Annotated in this window: 15 protein-coding genes; 6 read left to right on the forward strand and 9 right to left on the reverse strand. The window is 44.5% G+C overall.

Features of this window, described 5'->3' with window-relative positions; all coding sequences use genetic code 11:
- The first annotated feature begins 22 nt into the window (after nt 1–22).
- The 3 genes from ACLI08_RS13990 (at nt 23) to ACLI08_RS14000 (ending at nt 2,790) form a co-directional block, all read left to right on the forward strand.
- Nucleotides 23–580, forward strand: coding sequence for a hypothetical protein (locus tag ACLI08_RS13990; RefSeq protein WP_411429124.1), 558 nt, complete (start codon nt 23–25; stop codon nt 578–580).
- 119 nt (nt 581–699) lie between these two features.
- Nucleotides 700–2,169 carry an RNA polymerase factor sigma-54 gene (gene rpoN, locus ACLI08_RS13995; protein WP_411429125.1) on the forward strand — a complete coding sequence of 490 codons (1,470 nt, stop codon included), beginning with the start codon at nt 700–702 and terminating at the stop codon, nt 2,167–2,169.
- Nucleotides 2,170–2,172: 3 nt separating this feature from the next.
- Complete coding sequence (locus ACLI08_RS14000; protein WP_411429126.1) at nt 2,173–2,790, forward strand: hypothetical protein; 618 nt, start codon at nt 2,173–2,175, stop codon at nt 2,788–2,790.
- A 14-nt stretch (nt 2,791–2,804) separates the two neighbouring features.
- On the opposite strand, the gene ACLI08_RS14005 is transcribed toward ACLI08_RS14000, so the two are convergent.
- Nucleotides 2,805–3,527: a porin family protein gene (locus ACLI08_RS14005; protein ID WP_411429127.1), complete on the reverse strand. Its 723-nt coding sequence runs from the start codon at nt 3,525–3,527 to the stop codon at nt 2,805–2,807.
- A 338-nt stretch (nt 3,528–3,865) separates the two neighbouring features.
- Between ACLI08_RS14005 and ACLI08_RS14010 the strand changes: the two genes are divergently transcribed.
- Nucleotides 3,866–4,624, forward strand: coding sequence for a DUF2490 domain-containing protein (locus ACLI08_RS14010; protein ID WP_411429128.1), 759 nt, complete (start codon nt 3,866–3,868; stop codon nt 4,622–4,624).
- 41 nt (nt 4,625–4,665) lie between these two features.
- Here the strand turns inward: ACLI08_RS14010 and fabF are convergent, their stop codons facing one another.
- From fabF to ACLI08_RS14025, 3 genes are all read right to left on the reverse strand, one after another.
- Entirely contained in the window at nt 4,666–5,928 is a 1,263-nt protein-coding gene (gene fabF, locus ACLI08_RS14015) for a beta-ketoacyl-ACP synthase II (protein ID WP_411429129.1), read from the reverse strand.
- Nucleotides 5,925–6,359, reverse strand: coding sequence for a PaaI family thioesterase (locus tag ACLI08_RS14020; protein WP_411429130.1), 435 nt, complete (start codon nt 6,357–6,359; stop codon nt 5,925–5,927). Before ACLI08_RS14020 ends, fabF begins: the two co-directional genes overlap by 4 nt.
- A 67-nt stretch (nt 6,360–6,426) precedes the next feature.
- Nucleotides 6,427–7,017 carry a TetR/AcrR family transcriptional regulator gene (locus ACLI08_RS14025; RefSeq protein ID WP_411429131.1) on the reverse strand — a complete coding sequence of 197 codons (591 nt, stop codon included), beginning with the start codon at nt 7,015–7,017 and terminating at the stop codon, nt 6,427–6,429.
- Nucleotides 7,018–7,179: 162 nt separating this feature from the next.
- On the opposite strand from ACLI08_RS14025, the gene ACLI08_RS14030 reads away from it, so the two are divergent.
- On the forward strand, nt 7,180–7,497 hold the full coding sequence (locus tag ACLI08_RS14030) for an HPF/RaiA family ribosome-associated protein (protein WP_411429132.1): 318 nt from the start codon (nt 7,180–7,182) through the stop codon (nt 7,495–7,497).
- 64 nt (nt 7,498–7,561) lie between these two features.
- Here the strand turns inward: ACLI08_RS14030 and ACLI08_RS14035 are convergent, their stop codons facing one another.
- Nucleotides 7,562–8,029, reverse strand: coding sequence for a low affinity iron permease family protein (locus ACLI08_RS14035; RefSeq protein WP_411429133.1), 468 nt, complete (start codon nt 8,027–8,029; stop codon nt 7,562–7,564).
- Between the two features lie 165 nt (nt 8,030–8,194).
- Here ACLI08_RS14035 and ACLI08_RS14040 point away from each other — a divergent pair, with 165 nt between their 5' ends.
- Nucleotides 8,195–9,649, forward strand: coding sequence for a glycoside hydrolase family 30 protein (locus ACLI08_RS14040; protein WP_411429134.1), 1,455 nt, complete (start codon nt 8,195–8,197; stop codon nt 9,647–9,649).
- Nucleotides 9,650–9,738: 89 nt separating this feature from the next.
- Here ACLI08_RS14040 and ACLI08_RS14045 read toward each other — a convergent pair whose 3' ends face one another.
- Genes ACLI08_RS14045 through ACLI08_RS14060 form a run of 4 tightly spaced genes read right to left on the reverse strand, consistent with a single transcriptional unit; the run spans nt 9,739 to nt 16,014 of the window.
- Nucleotides 9,739–11,412, reverse strand: a complete 1,674-nt coding sequence (locus tag ACLI08_RS14045) for a sodium/sugar symporter (RefSeq protein ID WP_411429135.1) — start codon at nt 11,410–11,412, stop codon at nt 9,739–9,741.
- A 54-nt stretch (nt 11,413–11,466) separates the two neighbouring features.
- Nucleotides 11,467–12,513: a UDP-glucose--hexose-1-phosphate uridylyltransferase gene (locus tag ACLI08_RS14050; protein ID WP_411429136.1), complete on the reverse strand. Its 1,047-nt coding sequence runs from the start codon at nt 12,511–12,513 to the stop codon at nt 11,467–11,469.
- Nucleotides 12,500–13,684, reverse strand: coding sequence for a galactokinase (galK, locus tag ACLI08_RS14055; protein ID WP_411429137.1), 1,185 nt, complete (start codon nt 13,682–13,684; stop codon nt 12,500–12,502). The genes ACLI08_RS14050 and galK overlap by 14 nt, the downstream gene beginning before the upstream one ends.
- Nucleotides 13,681–16,014, reverse strand: coding sequence for a glycoside hydrolase family 2 protein (locus tag ACLI08_RS14060; RefSeq protein ID WP_411429138.1), 2,334 nt, complete (start codon nt 16,012–16,014; stop codon nt 13,681–13,683). The genes galK and ACLI08_RS14060 overlap by 4 nt, the downstream gene beginning before the upstream one ends.
- Nucleotides 16,015–16,050: the final 36 nt, after the last annotated feature.

Here is a 16,050-nt window from a genome sequence, read left to right on the forward strand (position 1 = left end):
GAGGAAACCAATAACCTACAAAATGAAGATCCGACAGCTCCTTGCAATTGTATTTGGTACGACGATAATTTACCGAGCCTATAAAGAAATCTATGAATCTATTTTTTTTGAAGCTTTTATATGGATCCTATTGATACTAATAGGAGCTACTTTACTCTCTATTTCGATATTCAAAGACTATAAAAACTACAAACAAAATAAAAAGCTTATAAATTTCAGTTCATCTTTCTTAATTGTAGGATTTACTATCATTACAATGGCAATCCTAATTAAAACAGAATTGAATTTTGATAAACCAACTCTAATAGCTGCTTATCACGATGATGATGTTGGAGGAGTGTACATAGATTTTAAAACCGATGGTTCATATATCTTGGCCAGTACCGCAATAGGATACAGTAATTACAGTTACGGCACTTACAAAATATCTGGGAATAGAATTACTCTTAACAAAATTCCTGACCAGTATATAACATCGTGCCATCTCGAAATAGTACCAAATGAGAACGGAAAAGAACGTTTTATGAAAGAAATTTCAGGATATAATTTTACTTTCACAGTTAAAGAAGATAACCGCTAAACCAACCCCTCCTCAAAAATTATACCCAACTTCTTTTCGTATTAATTTTTTCTAAAAAAACACAACAGTCAAAAACGGATTTTTGTATCTTTATCCTATTAAAATAGTCCGTTTTTATTATGCTCAAGCAAAACCTACAGCTTAAATTATCGCAAAAACTTTCACCACAGCAAATTCAGCTTATGAAGCTGATACAGCTGCCTACGCAGGCTTTTGAACAACGCCTGAAAGAGGAAATGGTAGAAAATCCTGCGCTGGAGGGCGGTAAGGAAGACGAGTACGACTATGACCAAGACGAATACGGCAATGACGAATACGATGAGTATGACGACTATGATAACGAACGCATAGATGCCGACGAAATAAACATAGACGAATACCTTAGCGACGACGAAATACCGGGCTACAAGCTACAGGCTAACAACTATAGCGACGATGACGAAGACCGCTCACTGCCGTTTGCCGCTACGGTGAGTTTCCACCAGAGTTTGCTGGATCAGCTAAACACGTTTATAATGAGCGAGGACGAGCGCGAAATAGCTGAGTTCCTTGTGGGCAGCATAGACGATACCGGTTACATACGCCGCAGCATTCCGGATATTGTAGATGATATGGCGTTTACACAGGGTATTTATACCGATGAAGCTACGGTAGAGCATGTACTGCACTATATTCACCAGCTTGATCCTGCGGGAGTGGGCGCGCGCGATTTGCAGGAGTGTTTACTGCTGCAACTTAAAAGTAAAACCCCTACCCCATCTATAGAGCTTGCCGTTAAAATTATTGAAGACCAGTTTGAGGCGTTTACCAAAAAACACTACGATAAACTGCTTCAGAAATTTGATATACAGCAAGATGACCTGCGTCGCGCTATAGACGAAATTGAAAAACTAAACCCAAAACCTGGAGGCGCTTACGAAAGTAACGCAAAACCTATAGAACACGTAGTGCCTGATTTTGGCATTAAAATAGTAGATGGCGAGCTGGAACTTTCGCTTAACGGACGTAATGCACCGGAACTTCACGTAAGTAAAGACTACCAGGAAATGCTGCAAAGCTACAAGGAAAGCCGCCAGAAAAGTAGCCAGCAAAAAGATGCTGTACAATTTATAAAGCAAAAACTGGATAGTGCCAAGTGGTTTATAGACGCCATCCGCCAAAGGCAGGAAACGTTGTTTGTAACCATGAACGCTATTATGGAATACCAAAAGGAATACTTCCTTGACGGCGATGAGGCAAGGCTAAAGCCCATGATACTTAAAGATATTGCTGATATGGTGGGGCTGGATATTAGTACCGTAAGCCGTGTTGCAAACAGTAAGTACGTAGAAACCCCATACGGCACCAAGCTGATTAAGGATTTCTTTAGTGAAGCTATGAAGAACGACCAGGGCGAGGACGTGAGCACTATCGAAATCAAAAAGATACTGCAAACCGTTATTTCTGAGGAAGACAAGCGCAAGCCATTACCCGATGATAAACTGGCCGATATACTTAAAGACCGTGGCTACCCTATAGCCCGCCGTACTATAGCGAAATACCGCGAACAGCTGGATATTCCGGTGGCGCGTATGCGTAAGAAAATATAGGGTATGGAAAAATTAATCCGTATTTTTTCGTACCTGTTTTACCCTTTATTTATACCTACCTACGCCACGCTGTTTTATTTTATACTGGCAGGAAAGTTTTTTGTGGTTAACGAACTGTACCTGATTTTCATTCAGGTATTTATACTTACGGTACTGTTGCCGGTTTCTGTATACTACCTGTTGCGCTCATTAGGGCTTGTTTCATCCACAATGCTGTCTGAAAAAAAAGAACGTCGGCTGCCGTTGGCCATTAACTGCCTTTTACTGCTAATGCTTACCGAGTATAGCTTTAGGGAATTTCACGTAAAAGAGCTTTACTTTTACTTTTTAGGCCTGCTGATTAGCTTTGGCGGCGCACTGGTTATGGTATTACGCCACGTAAAAGCAAGCCTACACATGATGGGAATAGCCTCATTAACCATGTTTATCATAAGCCTTTCCATGTATTACCACGTACGGCTGGTTGTAGTAATCGCTTTTCTTATTATGTGTTGTGGCTATGTAGCAGCATCGCGCCTTCAGGCAAAAGCACACACCCCTGCCGAACTTATTATAGGGACCTTCCTGGGCATAATGCCACAGGTAGCCCTGTGGTATGCATGGCTTATACCAGCCTTATAAATTTTATACCCAAGTTAAAGGATATAAAACATAAGCCCAAAACTTACCGGGCGCAGTTTCAGCTTATCATTATTCTCCTGTATAGGCATGCCTTTATAAATGGTATTAAAACCATAATAGGTATAAAAATTCCACGTATTGTACCCTGCCGAAACATACATACCGGTCATAATGCGGTTCATGTTAGGGTCGTTGGTTATTTTTATTTTGGTATCGCCATCGGGTTTATACTCTGATTTGTTGTAAAACAGATAGCTCACTTTAAACCCTGTATATACCCTCCAAAAACGGTGGTCTGTATCGTTACTGGTACGCCAGCGAAGTTCCAGCGGAAAATCAAGGTAGTGCAACACCAGCTTGTTTTTATCAAACGCCGCCTGCGATATTATGCTGTAATAATTGGCTCCCTCTGTTTGCTGCGTTACCACACTGTGCTTAAGGTTAGTGTAAGAATATCCTACACCCAGCGCTATGGCGTAGTTTCGGCGTTTATTCAACGGAACATCTCGCAGTATTCCAAAATTTAAATTCACCGGTACAGAATACTGAGAGTACCCTGCCGGCTTAGCCTGCACCAGCACATACGAAATCCCTGCATAAAACTGGTCTTCCCTATAATGCGGATCGGGCACCAGTATTACGGTGTCTTTTTTGGTCTCTGTTTTTTCGGCAACGCTTTGGGCCATCCCTGTAGCACCCGCCATAAACAGCAATAAAAGTAGTAGGTAGCGCATCATTTAAAAAAGCTTACGTTATACAAAGATGCAAAAACTTTGCGGTATATAAACAGCCGCATACGTTAACAGCGTGCCAAATGCAAACAAAAAACGCCGCCCCGGATAACCGGTAACGTTTAGCACCTAAACAGATGTGATAGATACTTCTGCTCACATCGTTCATTACCTTTGTTAATACCAGTATACACATTAACTTTCCGGTAGATTTTTACTAACCTCTGCTTGAATCTCTAAAATCATTGCCGCAAAAACAACAACATACCAGTTTTAAGAATCCTTTAGCAGTGTTTTAAAATCCCGCACCCGACCTTTGTAACACACACGAAACTAATACACTTATGCGATTACTTATATGCGCCGTGGCATTAATTTGCTATGGTAGTAGCCACGCACAACTGAGTCCACCCGGACTTGGAGAGACACACTCGGCGTACTGGAACGCGGCAGGCGTACGGCAAAAAATAAACGAAAAAAACACCTCTGTAACCTATGTAGGCACCGGAAGGATAAGCGGACCCGAGGACGAAAACCCATTAAACAAACCGTCTATTTTTGTGGTAAACGAAGAAGTATACCACAAAATAAATCCTGCTTGGCAATACAGCTACGCGCTAAGCTACCGAAGGCAATACCACTACAGCCACCTTGTACAAAACCCTGATGACGCCGAAATTCACCAGGAATATAGGGCATACGGACGGATTAGCCGCACCAACACCTTTGGTAACTTTAAATGGAAAAACACACTGAGACAGGAAGTCCGCAGGTTTTTTGATGCAGAATTTGGCAATATAAACAACAGCCTGCAACTGCGTACACGCTTAAAAACCCAACTTTCGGCTGGGATTGACGCGGCAAAAACGAGCAGCGTAAGTGCCAGCGCCGAAGTACTGTTTTCTATACCGCATGACGCCGCAGAAAACTGGGGGAATTATGAATATAAGGAAAGTAGGTTTTGCCTGTACTACACCTACAAGCCAAAAGAAATGCCCATAACCTTTGACTTGGGATATATGAATGATCTTATAGGCACAGGCCATGATATTGTAGATGCCAATTATATAGCTTTTGATATAATACTGGAAAACCCCTTTTAGCCAAACTAAAAGGGGTTTCCTTATCTAACAGCTTTATGTAATTACAGCACTTTTTTAAACAGGCTGCTTGCGGTGTGCCCACCAAACCCAAATGTATTATTTAGCACATAGTTGAGTTGGGCTTTTTGGCTTTTGCCAATAACCAGCTTTGTGTTTTCAGGAATACGCTCGTCCAGGTTCTCCGGATTGGTATTTATGGTCCCTGGGATAATACCATCGCGCAGCGATAATATACTTATAATACTTTCTACAGCGCCGGCAGCCCCCAGTAAGTGCCCCGTCATACTTTTAGTAGCAGTAACGGTTACATTATACCCCTCAAACAAGGTGGATATACCGGTAAGCTCCCCTATATCGCCCAGTGGCGTAGAGGTGGCATGGGCATTTACATAGCCTTCGGCAGCTATTTCGGCAGGCGTTACACCGGCCTCTTTAAGCGCACGCGCCATGCCCAGCTTGGCACCAAGGCCATCGGCAGGTGTACCGGTTAAATGGTAGGCATCGGCAGCCATACCACCACCTATAATTTCGGCATAAATTTTTGCACCGCGTGCCACAGCGTGCTCCCATTCTTCCAGGATAAGCGCGCCGGCACCTTCGCCTGCCACAAAACCATCTCTGGATTTATCAAACGGGCGCGATGCACCCTCCGGGTTATCATTGCTTTTGCTTAATGCCTGCGAGGCGCCAAAACCGCCAATGCTCGATGGCGTAATGGCTGCCTCGCTACCGCCGGTTACCATAATGGTAGCCTTACCCATACGTATGGTATCTGCTGCTGCAATAATGGCCGAGTTACTGGATGCGCAGGCCGAAACCGTAGCATAGTTAGGCCCATGCAGCCCAAAACGTATAGAAAGTACGCCCGCAGCAATATCTACAATCATTTTAGGGATAAAGAACGGGTTAAAACGCGGCGTACCATCGCCGGCGTGGAACTCCTGCAACTGCTCCTCAAACGTACCGATACCGCCGTTACCCGTACCCCAAATCACACCCACATCGTAGCGTGCTTCCTGGCTCATGGCTGCAAAATCAAGCCCTGCATCTTTAATGGCTTCTTCTGTAGCCACTATAGCATACTGTGTATAAAGATCGTATTTCCTGAGTTCTTTTTTCTCGATAAAATCTTCGCCTTTAAAACCCTTTACCTCACAGGCAAAACGTGTTTTAAACTTTGCCGCATCAAAGTGTGTAATGGGCGCGGCACCGCTTTTACCGGCCACTATGTTATCCCAAAATTCGGCTACCGAATTTCCTAAAGGGGTAATAGCTCCAAGGCCGGTTACTGCTACTCTTTTCATTTTATAGGTGTTTTTATAAGATTCGAATATCCTTTGGCTAGCAATTTTGTTTTATCTTCATTCCACACATCACAGTGAATGTTTACAATTTGCCTGCCGCGTTTTTGCACGCTTGTTTCTGCAATAATAACATCGCCTGCGCGTGCCGCCGCAAAGTAATCTACAGATAAATTTACGGTTACATGAAAAACGTCTTCGCCATAGGTAATTAAGGTGGCTCCCATGGCATCATCTATAATAGCCGCCGTTACCCCGCCGTGCAGCGTACCAAACGGGTTGGTCATTTCCGGGCGCACGGTGTATTGAAACGCCAGGCTGCCTTCCTCTACCTTGAGTATTACAGGCTGCAACCAGTTCATAAACGGCGATGGCGAATCCTGCACCTGCCTGCCTATATACCGGCGCAACATTTCTGCTTCTTTTGTTTCCATAAGCACACACTAAAAACCAAACGGTATTTTATTTTTATACCATTTGGTATATTTATAGTCAAAAAAATTATTTCTCTAAATCTTTTATCAGCCGCTTTGCCGTTTTTAGGGCAGCAGCAAGTGCTTCTTCGTTACCCGTAAGCTTCCAGAGCATAACACCGCCTTCTATAAGCGCTATAAAAGACAAAGCGAAGGCCGCAGCATCTGCACTCTTTTTTATTTCCTTACGTTCCTGCCCTTCCTTTACAAGCGTTACAAGTGCACGCTTCCATCCGTTTATGGCTTTACGCGCCTTTTCCTTAAGTGCGGGGTGCGTATCATCTGCCTCTACCGCGGTGTTTAGTACCGGGCAGCCATATTGCAGCACAGGATCGGCAGGGAGCGCTGCATATACCGCCACATAAGCCTTCAGCTTATCTACGCTATGCTGGTAACGCTCTACCTTGTCGCCCACAAGCTGCGTAACTCGACTAAAGTTATAATCAAATGCAGCAAGCGCTACATCGTCTTTACTTTCAAAATTACCGTAAATACTGCCCTTTGTTAGGCCGGTAACATCGGTAAGGTCTGATATAGAGGTGCCGGCGTATCCCTTACGGTTAAATACCGGGGCGGTTTTTTCTATGATAAACTGTTTTGTTTTATCTGCCTTAGTCATAACACAAAGATAGGAATAAAAATATACCAATCGGTATAAATATATAAATTTTCCCAATTATGATTTTTATCACAACAGGGAGCCGAAAGACTTCTTAATTTTAGTTTCAGGAATACGGAAAATTCCGTAACTTTAGAATATGAACCTTAAAATGTAAAAGCTATGCAAGTACATTTGAATACAGACAACCACTTTGAAGGCACAGGAAGAAAAGAAGGCTACTGGACTGAAGTAGCACATGAAAAATTAAAACGATTTGAAGAGCGCATATCTACACTCGAAATTCATATTTCAGATGAAAACAGCGGCGCAAAACAGGGGGCTACCGATAAAAAATGCACCATTGAAGCGCGCGTAAGCGGATATTCTCAGTTGTCTGCCAGTTGCAAATCAGACAATATAGAAAAAGCAATTTCGGGCGCACTTGATAAGCTGAAAAGTGTACTAGAGCACGCGCTTGATAAAGCAAAAACACACTAAACAAACAGCATTTATATATAACCGAAACAGCTCCTGTATTTTACCATACAGGAGCTGTTTTATTTTACGGGTGCTTACGCGCACTGGATTTTATCTGCTGGTTTTCTTCGGCATCATCTATAGAATGCGTACGCGAAAGTTCGTTATCTTTCTCCGCCAGGTCGCCCAGCTTTTTATAGTACTTTTCTATAACCTTCATTTCTTCCTCGCTTATATCTTCTATATCTACCAGGCGGTTGCTGGCATTTTTATGCGAGGCAAGCAACTCGTTCAGCTTTATTTGTATGGCAAGCGAGTCTTTATTTTGCGCCTTTTGTATTAAGAATACCATAAGAAATGTTATTATGGTAGTTCCGGTGTTAATAACCAGTTGCCAGTTCTCTGAGTAGTTAAATATCGGCCCGCATATACCCCATATTACTACCAGGGAAAACGCGCCCACAAAAACGGGCGTACTGCCTGTGGCCTGTGTTACTTTTGTGGCAAAGGTATCAAATATACTACCCCTGCCCCGTTTACTTTCGTTGTTCATGATGTGTGTATTTTTATATTAAAGCTACGAAAACCAGCAGCTTAACACACGTGGTTTAACCCAAGTTTAATACACACAGCTTCCACATTTGTTAAATAAAAGGCCGGTATACACCCATTACCGGGATAAAGTAATACTTTAGCAACATCCAAAACATCTGTTATAATGAAAAAACGTATTTTAAGCACAGTACTGCTTACCGGCGTACTGGCACTTCAATTCTCTTGCTCATCGTCATCGGGCACACCTTCTGAGGACAACGGTAACAACAATCCTACGCCCGGAACTAACGACATAGACCTTTATCTTACCGAAGGCGACCAAAGCGTGCTGCTGCAAAAGCAAACGACCGTATTGGACCTTAACACCACAGCACAGATTTACCCCAACGTAATAGACGTTACCGACGGTACCACGTACCAAACCATAGACGGTTTCGGGTACACCCTTACCGGCGGCAGTGTGCAGGTAATCAATACACTTAACACGGCGCGCAAACAGGCACTGCTACAGGAGTTATTTGGCAATGGCGGCATAGGGATAAGCTACCTGCGTCTTTCCATAGGGGCTTCTGATCTTAATGCATCGGCGTTTACCTATGATGATATGCCTGCGGGGCAAACCGACCCTACACTGGCTAACTTTAGCATGGAAAATGATAGTGCGGTAATTGCCATGCTAAAAGAAATACTGGCTATTAACCCAAACATTAAAATGATTGCCACCCCATGGTCTGCCCCGGTATGGATGAAGACCAACGAAAACTTTAAAGGGGGGAACCTTAAACCGGAATACTACGCCGCCTATGCGCAGTACTTTGTAAAATACCTGCAGGCCATGAAAGCCGAAGGCATAAACATAACTGCCGTAACCCCACAAAACGAGCCGCTGAACCCGTATAACGAGCCAAGCATGGTTATGGATGCTACCTCTCAGCGTGATTTTATTAAGAACAACCTTGGCCCGGCTTTAGCAGCAGCTAACCTTACTACAAAAATCATAGCCTACGACCATAATTGCGATGTTACTACCTATGCGGCAACTATATTTAACGATGCCGCGGCCAGCCAGTATACTGATGGTAGCGCATGGCACCTATACGCCGGCGATATTAACGCGCTGAGCAGCGTACATAACAGTTACCCTGATAAAAATATTTATTTTACAGAGCAATATACCAGCGGCGGTGGCAGTTTTGCGGGCGACCTAAAATGGCACCTTAAAAATGTAATGATAGGCGCTACCCGAAACTGGAGCAAAAACGTGCTGGAATGGAACCTGGCCAGCGATGGTGGTTTTAACCCGCATACACCGGGGGGCTGCAGCGACTGTAAGGGTGCTATTACCATTACCAGCAGCGACAGCTACCAGCGCAATGTGGCTTACTACATTATAGCGCACGCGTCTAAGTTTGTTCCTGCGGGCTCTGTACGTATAAGCAGCAACAACAGCAACACAAACGGTAACCTTAATAACGTGGCGTTTAAAACCCCTGAGGGTAAAACGGTACTTATTGTAGAAAACGACAACGCCGTGGCCATAACCTTTACCATAAGGCAGGGCGGGCAATGGGTTACAGCCAAGCTAAACGGTGGTGCTGTGGGCACTTATGTGTGGTAACACTGTAGCACAATAGCATAAAAAATCAAAAAGCGCGGCTTGCAGGCCGCGCTTTTTTTGTGTGTGTAAAAAAACATTTATTAAACAATCTACCAAAAAATGGTGTAGAGTGCCGCTGTAATGCCGGTAATAACCAGCGCTCCTACGGTAAACGCAGGGGTAACTTTAAACATTGTGGTGTCTACTTCTAATCCGTTAGTATTAACACCTTTTTGTGATTCTTTGGTGCTTATGAAGAACATAGCTACTACGCAAAGCACAAATACTATAGCCATCCTGTCCAGGAACGGTATTTCATACACGCCCTCTGCATTTGGTACGGCCCAGCCAATAGGGTTTAGGAAAGACAAATCTACAACAGCCGGAAGGAATTTTAGCACACAGCTAAAAATAAATCCGCCAATGGTGGCAAAAAGTGCCGCATTGCTGGTAGTTTTCTTCCAAAAGAAACCAAGAAGGAACATGGCAAAAATACCCGGGCTTACAAACCCTGTATACTCTTGTATAAACTGGAAACCTCCTTTTTTATCTATGCCAAGGAACGGCGCTATGATAATAGCAATAACCATAGCCGAAACCACCGTGATTTTACCCACGTTAACCAGTTTCTTTTCGTCTGCCCCTGTGTTTATGCGTTTTTTATAAATATCAAGGGTAAATATGGTGGCTATACTGTTTGCCTTACCTGCCAGCGATGCCACGATGGCGGCAGTAAGTGCCGCAAACGAAAGCCCCTTAAGACCTGCCGGTAGCAGGTTAAGCAGCACAGGATACGCTCTGTCTGGATTTAGTTCACCCGCCTGCATCATCTCCGTTTGAAAACTACCGTGCTGATACAGCACATAAGCAGCAATACCCGGAATAACCACAATAAGCGGCATCATAAGCTTAAGGAACGATGCAAACAGTAGTCCGCCACGCGCCGTTTTAAGGTCGGCACCAAGAGCACGCTGCGTTATGTACTGGTTACAACCCCAGTAATTAAGGTTTACTATAATCATACCGCCTATAAGTACCGAAAGGCCCGGCAACTCTGAGTAGTTAGGATTGTCTTTATGGAAAATCATGTGGAAGTGGTCGCCCGCTTCGGCTGTCATGTGCTTAAAGCCATCTAAAAGGCCGTCGCCACCAAACTCGTGCGAAACAAGGTTAACCGCAAGGTACGTGGTAATCAATCCGCCAAGTATAAGGAAGAACACCTGTATAACATCGGTAAAACCAATAACCTTCATGCCACCCAGGGTAATCATAATACTAAATATGGCCAGGAACGCAATACACAGGTTAAAATCTATACCGCTAATGCTGCTTATGGCAAGCGCACCCAGATATAGAATAGACGTTAGGTTTACAATAACATACAACAACAGCCAAAACACCGCCATAATCATGGCTACATTAGCGTTATAGCGCTGGTGCAAAAACTGTGGCATGGTAAATATCTTGTTTTTAAGATATACCGGTATAAAAAATACCGCTACCACTATAAGGGTTATGGCGGCCATCCACTCGTATGTGGCTATGGCAAGGCCCAGCTTAAAGCCGCTGCCGCTCATGCCTATAAACTGCTCAGCACTAATGTTACTGGCTATAAGCGATGCACCAATGGCCCACCAGGTAAGCGAACCTTCGGCAAGGAAGTAATCACTGCTCGAAGCGCTTTCTTTTTTCTTGCGGTTGTATATCCATAGGCCATACCCTACTATCAAAACGAAGTAGACCAGGAACACTATGTAATCCGCGGTTGCTAATGAAGACTGCATAATTGTGTGTTTGTTGAGATTTGGGTTATAGAAAAAATTTGCGTTATAGTTGTGTTATTGCTTTTGCTTGTAGTGTACCTCTGAAAGCTCCCTGAGCGTGGCAGCGCTCTTTTCAGGCGAAATATCACGTTGTGCTTCGGCCATAAGTTCGTAGCCCACCATAAACTTCTTTACCGTAGCCGAACGTAGTAACGGCGGATAAAAATGCATGTGGAAATGCCACTCCGGGTGTTCCTCGCCATCGGTAGGCGCCTGGTGTATACCCGATGAGTACGGGAACGACGTTTCAAAAAGGTTATCGTACTTAACCGTAAGTATTTTTATGGCTTCGGCAAAAGCAAGTGCTTCCTCCTCTGTCATGTCTGTAATTTTGCCAAAATGCCTCTTGCTTACAATCAGCGTTTCAAAAGGCCATATGGCCCAAAACGGTACCAGTACTACAAAATGTTCGTTCTCGTACACAATGCGCTCGTTACGCCCCAGTTCTTCTTTAAGGTAATCAGCAAGCAGGCTGCGTCCTTTAGCTTCGTAATACTTTTTAAGGTTCTCCTGGGTTTTGGCAATGTTTGTAGGCAGGGAGCTTTGGCTCCATATTTGCCCGTGCGGGTGCGGGTTACTACAACCCATAACAGCCCCTTTATTTTCAAAAATCTGAACGTGGTTTATAAAATCACGACTGCCCAAATCCAGGTATTGCGCTTTCCATACATCTACCACTTTTTTAATGGCTTCTACCTCCATTTCGGGCAGTGTAAGGTCGTGCCTTGGCGAAAAGCATATTACACGGTTAATACCTCTTTCGGGCTCTATACGAAACAGATCTGTGCTTACCGGCTTTTCTACCTCCTCCTGTAAAAGTGATGGGAAGTCGTTATCAAACACAAAAACATCGGTATACTTATCGTTATACACACCGTTGCTGCGCTCATTACCGGCACACAGGTAGCAGGTAGGGTCATAATGCGGACGCTCTTCGCCTCCGGCACTTTCCTTTTGTCCCTGCCAAGGCCTTTTAGCACGGTGCGGCGACACCAGCACCCATTCGCCCATTAGAGGGTTATATCTTCTGTGCGGATGTTCATTATTATCAAATGCCTGCATATTCTGTTGTATATTGGCTGGTACCTTTAGATATTTTTACCTTGTAGGCTTCCAGTTTAATATTAAATTTTTCTTTGTACTCCTGGCTTACACGCTCTATAATGCCATTAACAGCATCCTTTTTTACAAGGTTAATGGTACAGCCCCCAAAGCCGCCACCCATCATACGGGCACCCAGTACATTTTCATCGTTACGCACGGCATCGGCAAGGAAATCAAGCTCCTCGCAGCTGACCTCGTAGTTTTTGCTAAGGCCATCGTGCGTGGCAAACATTAGCTTACCCAGTGTGGCAAAATCCTCGTTTTCAAGCGCAGTAACCGCATCGAGCACACGCTTAATTTCGCGCACTACAAACAAGCACCTGCGGTACACCACATCGCCCAGTATGTTTTTACTGGCCTCTACCTGCGCTTCGGTAAGGTCGCGGAAGGTTTTTACCTCCGGGTACTGCTCCTTAAGCAGCGCCAGCCCCTGCTCTACCTCGTTACGGCGGTCATTATAGCCCGACGTAAGCAGGGTATGTTTTACTTTGCTGTCCAGCAAAAGCAATGAATATTCTTTAAAATCAGCATTGTGGTATTCGTACTCCAGCGAGTTACAGTCCAGTTTTATAACCTTGCGTTTTTTACCAAACACGCTGGCAAACTGATCCATAATACCACAGTTTACCCCCACAAAGGTGTGCTCTGCCTTTTGGCCGATAAGCGCCACGGCCTCGCGGCTAAGGCCCAGGTTATACATTTTATTTAAGGCAAAGGCAAAACCACATTCTACTGCTGCCGATGAAGACAGGCCTGCGCCCATAGGTATAGTACTGCTAAAAACCACGTTTACACCACCAAAGGCCAAACCTTTTTCTTTAATAAGGTGTGCCACCCCCAGGAAGAAGTTGGCCCACATAAGGTCGCCCGGCTTCAGGGGTTGGGTAAGGTCAAAGCTGTAGCTTTCGTTAAGGTCCTTGGCAAACAGGTTTACGGTATTGGTTCCGTTATCTGAAATGGCAAAGCACACGTATTTGTTTATGGCTGCCGGAAGCACAAAACCATCGTTGTAATCTACGTGCTCGCCAATAATGTTAATACGCCCGGGAGAAAGGAATATGTGCCCCGGCGCTGCGCCAAACTGTTCTTTAAAACAGGCCGAAACCTGCTGTACTAACTTTTTCTTCATCGCTTAATTTCTAGTGTCGCTATTGGTAATCCGGCTGCAGAAGCCGTAAGGGTTATTGTTTTACTAAGGTTTTCGGTACGCAGCAGTGTGGCTGCAATACCGGCACCCGCAGGTATTGTTTTTTCTCCTTCTATTACCGCATTACCGCCGCTAAGGCTAAAGGTAATCGGGTTAGTGGCATCGGGTAGTACCGTGCCGTTTTCGTCTACTATTTTAGCATATACAAACACCATATCAGGCTTATCTGCATTTAGCGCCTTACCCGAATAATCGGCTTCCAGTACTATTTTTGCTGCCTTACCTGCGGTGGTTACGCTGGTTTCAGTTACTTCTTTACCATTAATATAGCCCACAGCTTTTAGCGTTCCGGGTGTAAACTTGCCCAAATCAAACACAAACGGCGCGTGCGGCAGTTCATCGGTAAATGCGTCTTTTACGGGTTTTTGTTTGGCTACGAGTGTACCGTTTAAGTACAGCGCCACCTCATTACAGTTGCTGTACACCGTAACCTTAGGGCTCGATTTTTCGTTCCAATACGACGCGATAAACGCCATAGGGCCCTGGGCTACGTTCTTATCCAGTTTTTGCGATGCATCGCGCTGGCTTTGGTAGAAATAGTACACAAACTTAGGCAGGCGGAAAATATCGCTAATGCCCGAGGTTTCAAGATCAGGGCTGTAGCCGCGGTTATAGTCAAACATAAGCCAGTTTGCGTGGCCTATGGTGTTTTTACCTTTCAGGTTAGAGTTATAGGCCTCCATAAAGTTAAACGCCTGTTGCAGCTGTCTTTTTTCGCCGCTTTCGCGAAACTGCCTGCTGGTGCGTTCTTCCTCTTTTAACCCGCTAAAAGCCGTTTGATTAAAGCCTGCATTTTGTGCATAATACTCCCAGTCGCCATATTCGGCTATAAAAATCTTGCGGTTGCCTTTATCATATTTTGTCCAGTAATCCGGGGCTTTGCCATGCTGGCGCGCCGGAATGTACAGGGTATAGTTAGGGTTATCCATCCAGCCGGCGGTAACAATATCTTTAAATGGAAGCTCCTCGCGCAGGGCCTTATTAGCGGCTGCCATGTAGGCTTCGCTCATTTCACTTTCGTTTAGCGATACCTCCCAGAAAATAATACTTGGGTGGTTACGGTCACGGCGGGCAAGGTCGCGTACTTCCTGTATAGAATTCTTTTGGAATACCTCATCGCCAAAAAACTGCCATCCGCTTATACAATCCATAACTAGTATGCCCAGTTCATCGCAGGCATTAAGGAACGCCTCGCTTTGCGGATAGTGCGAAAGGCGTACAAAATCGTACCCGGCACTTTTTATTTTTACCGCATCGCGGTACTGCGCTTCATCTGATATGGCATAACCCAGGTATGGATACTCCTGGTGGCGGTTAGTACCGTTTATAAATAACTTCTCACCGTTAAGGTAAAAGCCATCGTTACGCAATTCGGTTTTGCGTATGCCTGTTTTAGTGGTGTAGCTGTCTACTTGTTTACCGTTTTCTAAAACACTAACGGTAACAGTATACATATCAGGGTTTGTAATACCCCAAAGCTTAGGTTTAGGGATGCTTATGTTTTGGGTAACATCTGCATCAGCGCCCGGTGCTATGGTTTTTTCCGCCGAAGTAAACTCAGCCGATGCACCATTAGCATCTGTAAACACCGTTTTTACCGTTACTTTTTTAGCTTCGGCAAAATCGTTCTTCAGGTTTACCTTAACCCACCCGTCTGCTTTTATTTTGCTCACCTCGTTAAAGTGTACAAACACCCCACCGCCAGCGGTTTTGTTTGCGGCTACAGCATCTGTTATGTACAGCTTGTTAGTGGTAATAAGCGACACGTTTCTGTACACGCCGCCATAGTAGTTAAAATCGAGTTCGGCAAGCGGCTTGCCCGGCTGTATGTGTTTGTTATCCTTATTGTTTACCTTTAATGCCACCGAATTATTTAACCCAAACTTAACCCAAGGGCTTATATTTACAGTAAACGGGGTATAACCACCTATGTGCCGGGCAACAGCTTTACCATTCACCCAAATTTCAACTTCGTGCATAACGCCCTCAAAGCGCAGAAACACGTTGTTATCTTTAGCTGAGGCTGCTACCTCAAAGTCTTTTTTATACCAGCAATCCCCCTGCCACTGGTTTGTTACCACCAGTGGCTCGTTGTTAGCGGTGTGTGGCAGGCTCACGGTTTGCCACGCACCACCAAGGCTGTCTTTTGTAAACTGCCAGCTTTGTCCAAAATCTGCCTTCCTCACGGCAAACTCCGGCTTATGGCACCCAGCCAGGGATAATGCTAAAATTATATATGCTAACTTTTTCATTTGTAATTCTTGTTGTCGTAAAAATTAAAGGCAGGT

Origin of the sequence: Flavobacterium sp. RNTU_13, from assembly GCF_046614455.1 — a bacterium.
GTDB lineage: Bacteria > Bacteroidota > Bacteroidia > Flavobacteriales > Flavobacteriaceae > Flavobacterium.

Coding starts and splice junctions, on each gene's coding strand:
- ACLI08_RS13990 (WP_411429124.1), top strand. CDS start 23: ATGAAGATCCGACAGCTCCTTGCAATTGTATTTGGTACGACGATAATT.
- rpoN (WP_411429125.1), top strand. CDS start 700: ATGCTCAAGCAAAACCTACAGCTTAAATTATCGCAAAAACTTTCACCA.
- ACLI08_RS14000 (WP_411429126.1), top strand. CDS start 2,173: ATGGAAAAATTAATCCGTATTTTTTCGTACCTGTTTTACCCTTTATTT.
- ACLI08_RS14005 (WP_411429127.1), bottom strand. CDS start 3,527: ATGATGCGCTACCTACTACTTTTATTGCTGTTTATGGCGGGTGCTACA.
- ACLI08_RS14010 (WP_411429128.1), top strand. CDS start 3,866: ATGCGATTACTTATATGCGCCGTGGCATTAATTTGCTATGGTAGTAGC.
- fabF (WP_411429129.1), bottom strand. CDS start 5,928: ATGAAAAGAGTAGCAGTAACCGGCCTTGGAGCTATTACCCCTTTAGGA.
- ACLI08_RS14020 (WP_411429130.1), bottom strand. CDS start 6,359: ATGGAAACAAAAGAAGCAGAAATGTTGCGCCGGTATATAGGCAGGCAG.
- ACLI08_RS14025 (WP_411429131.1), bottom strand. CDS start 7,017: ATGACTAAGGCAGATAAAACAAAACAGTTTATCATAGAAAAAACCGCC.
- ACLI08_RS14030 (WP_411429132.1), top strand. CDS start 7,180: ATGCAAGTACATTTGAATACAGACAACCACTTTGAAGGCACAGGAAGA.
- ACLI08_RS14035 (WP_411429133.1), bottom strand. CDS start 8,029: ATGAACAACGAAAGTAAACGGGGCAGGGGTAGTATATTTGATACCTTT.
- ACLI08_RS14040 (WP_411429134.1), top strand. CDS start 8,195: ATGAAAAAACGTATTTTAAGCACAGTACTGCTTACCGGCGTACTGGCA.
- ACLI08_RS14045 (WP_411429135.1), bottom strand. CDS start 11,412: ATGCAGTCTTCATTAGCAACCGCGGATTACATAGTGTTCCTGGTCTAC.
- ACLI08_RS14050 (WP_411429136.1), bottom strand. CDS start 12,513: ATGCAGGCATTTGATAATAATGAACATCCGCACAGAAGATATAACCCT.
- galK (WP_411429137.1), bottom strand. CDS start 13,684: ATGAAGAAAAAGTTAGTACAGCAGGTTTCGGCCTGTTTTAAAGAACAG.
- ACLI08_RS14060 (WP_411429138.1), bottom strand. CDS start 16,014: ATGAAAAAGTTAGCATATATAATTTTAGCATTATCCCTGGCTGGGTGC.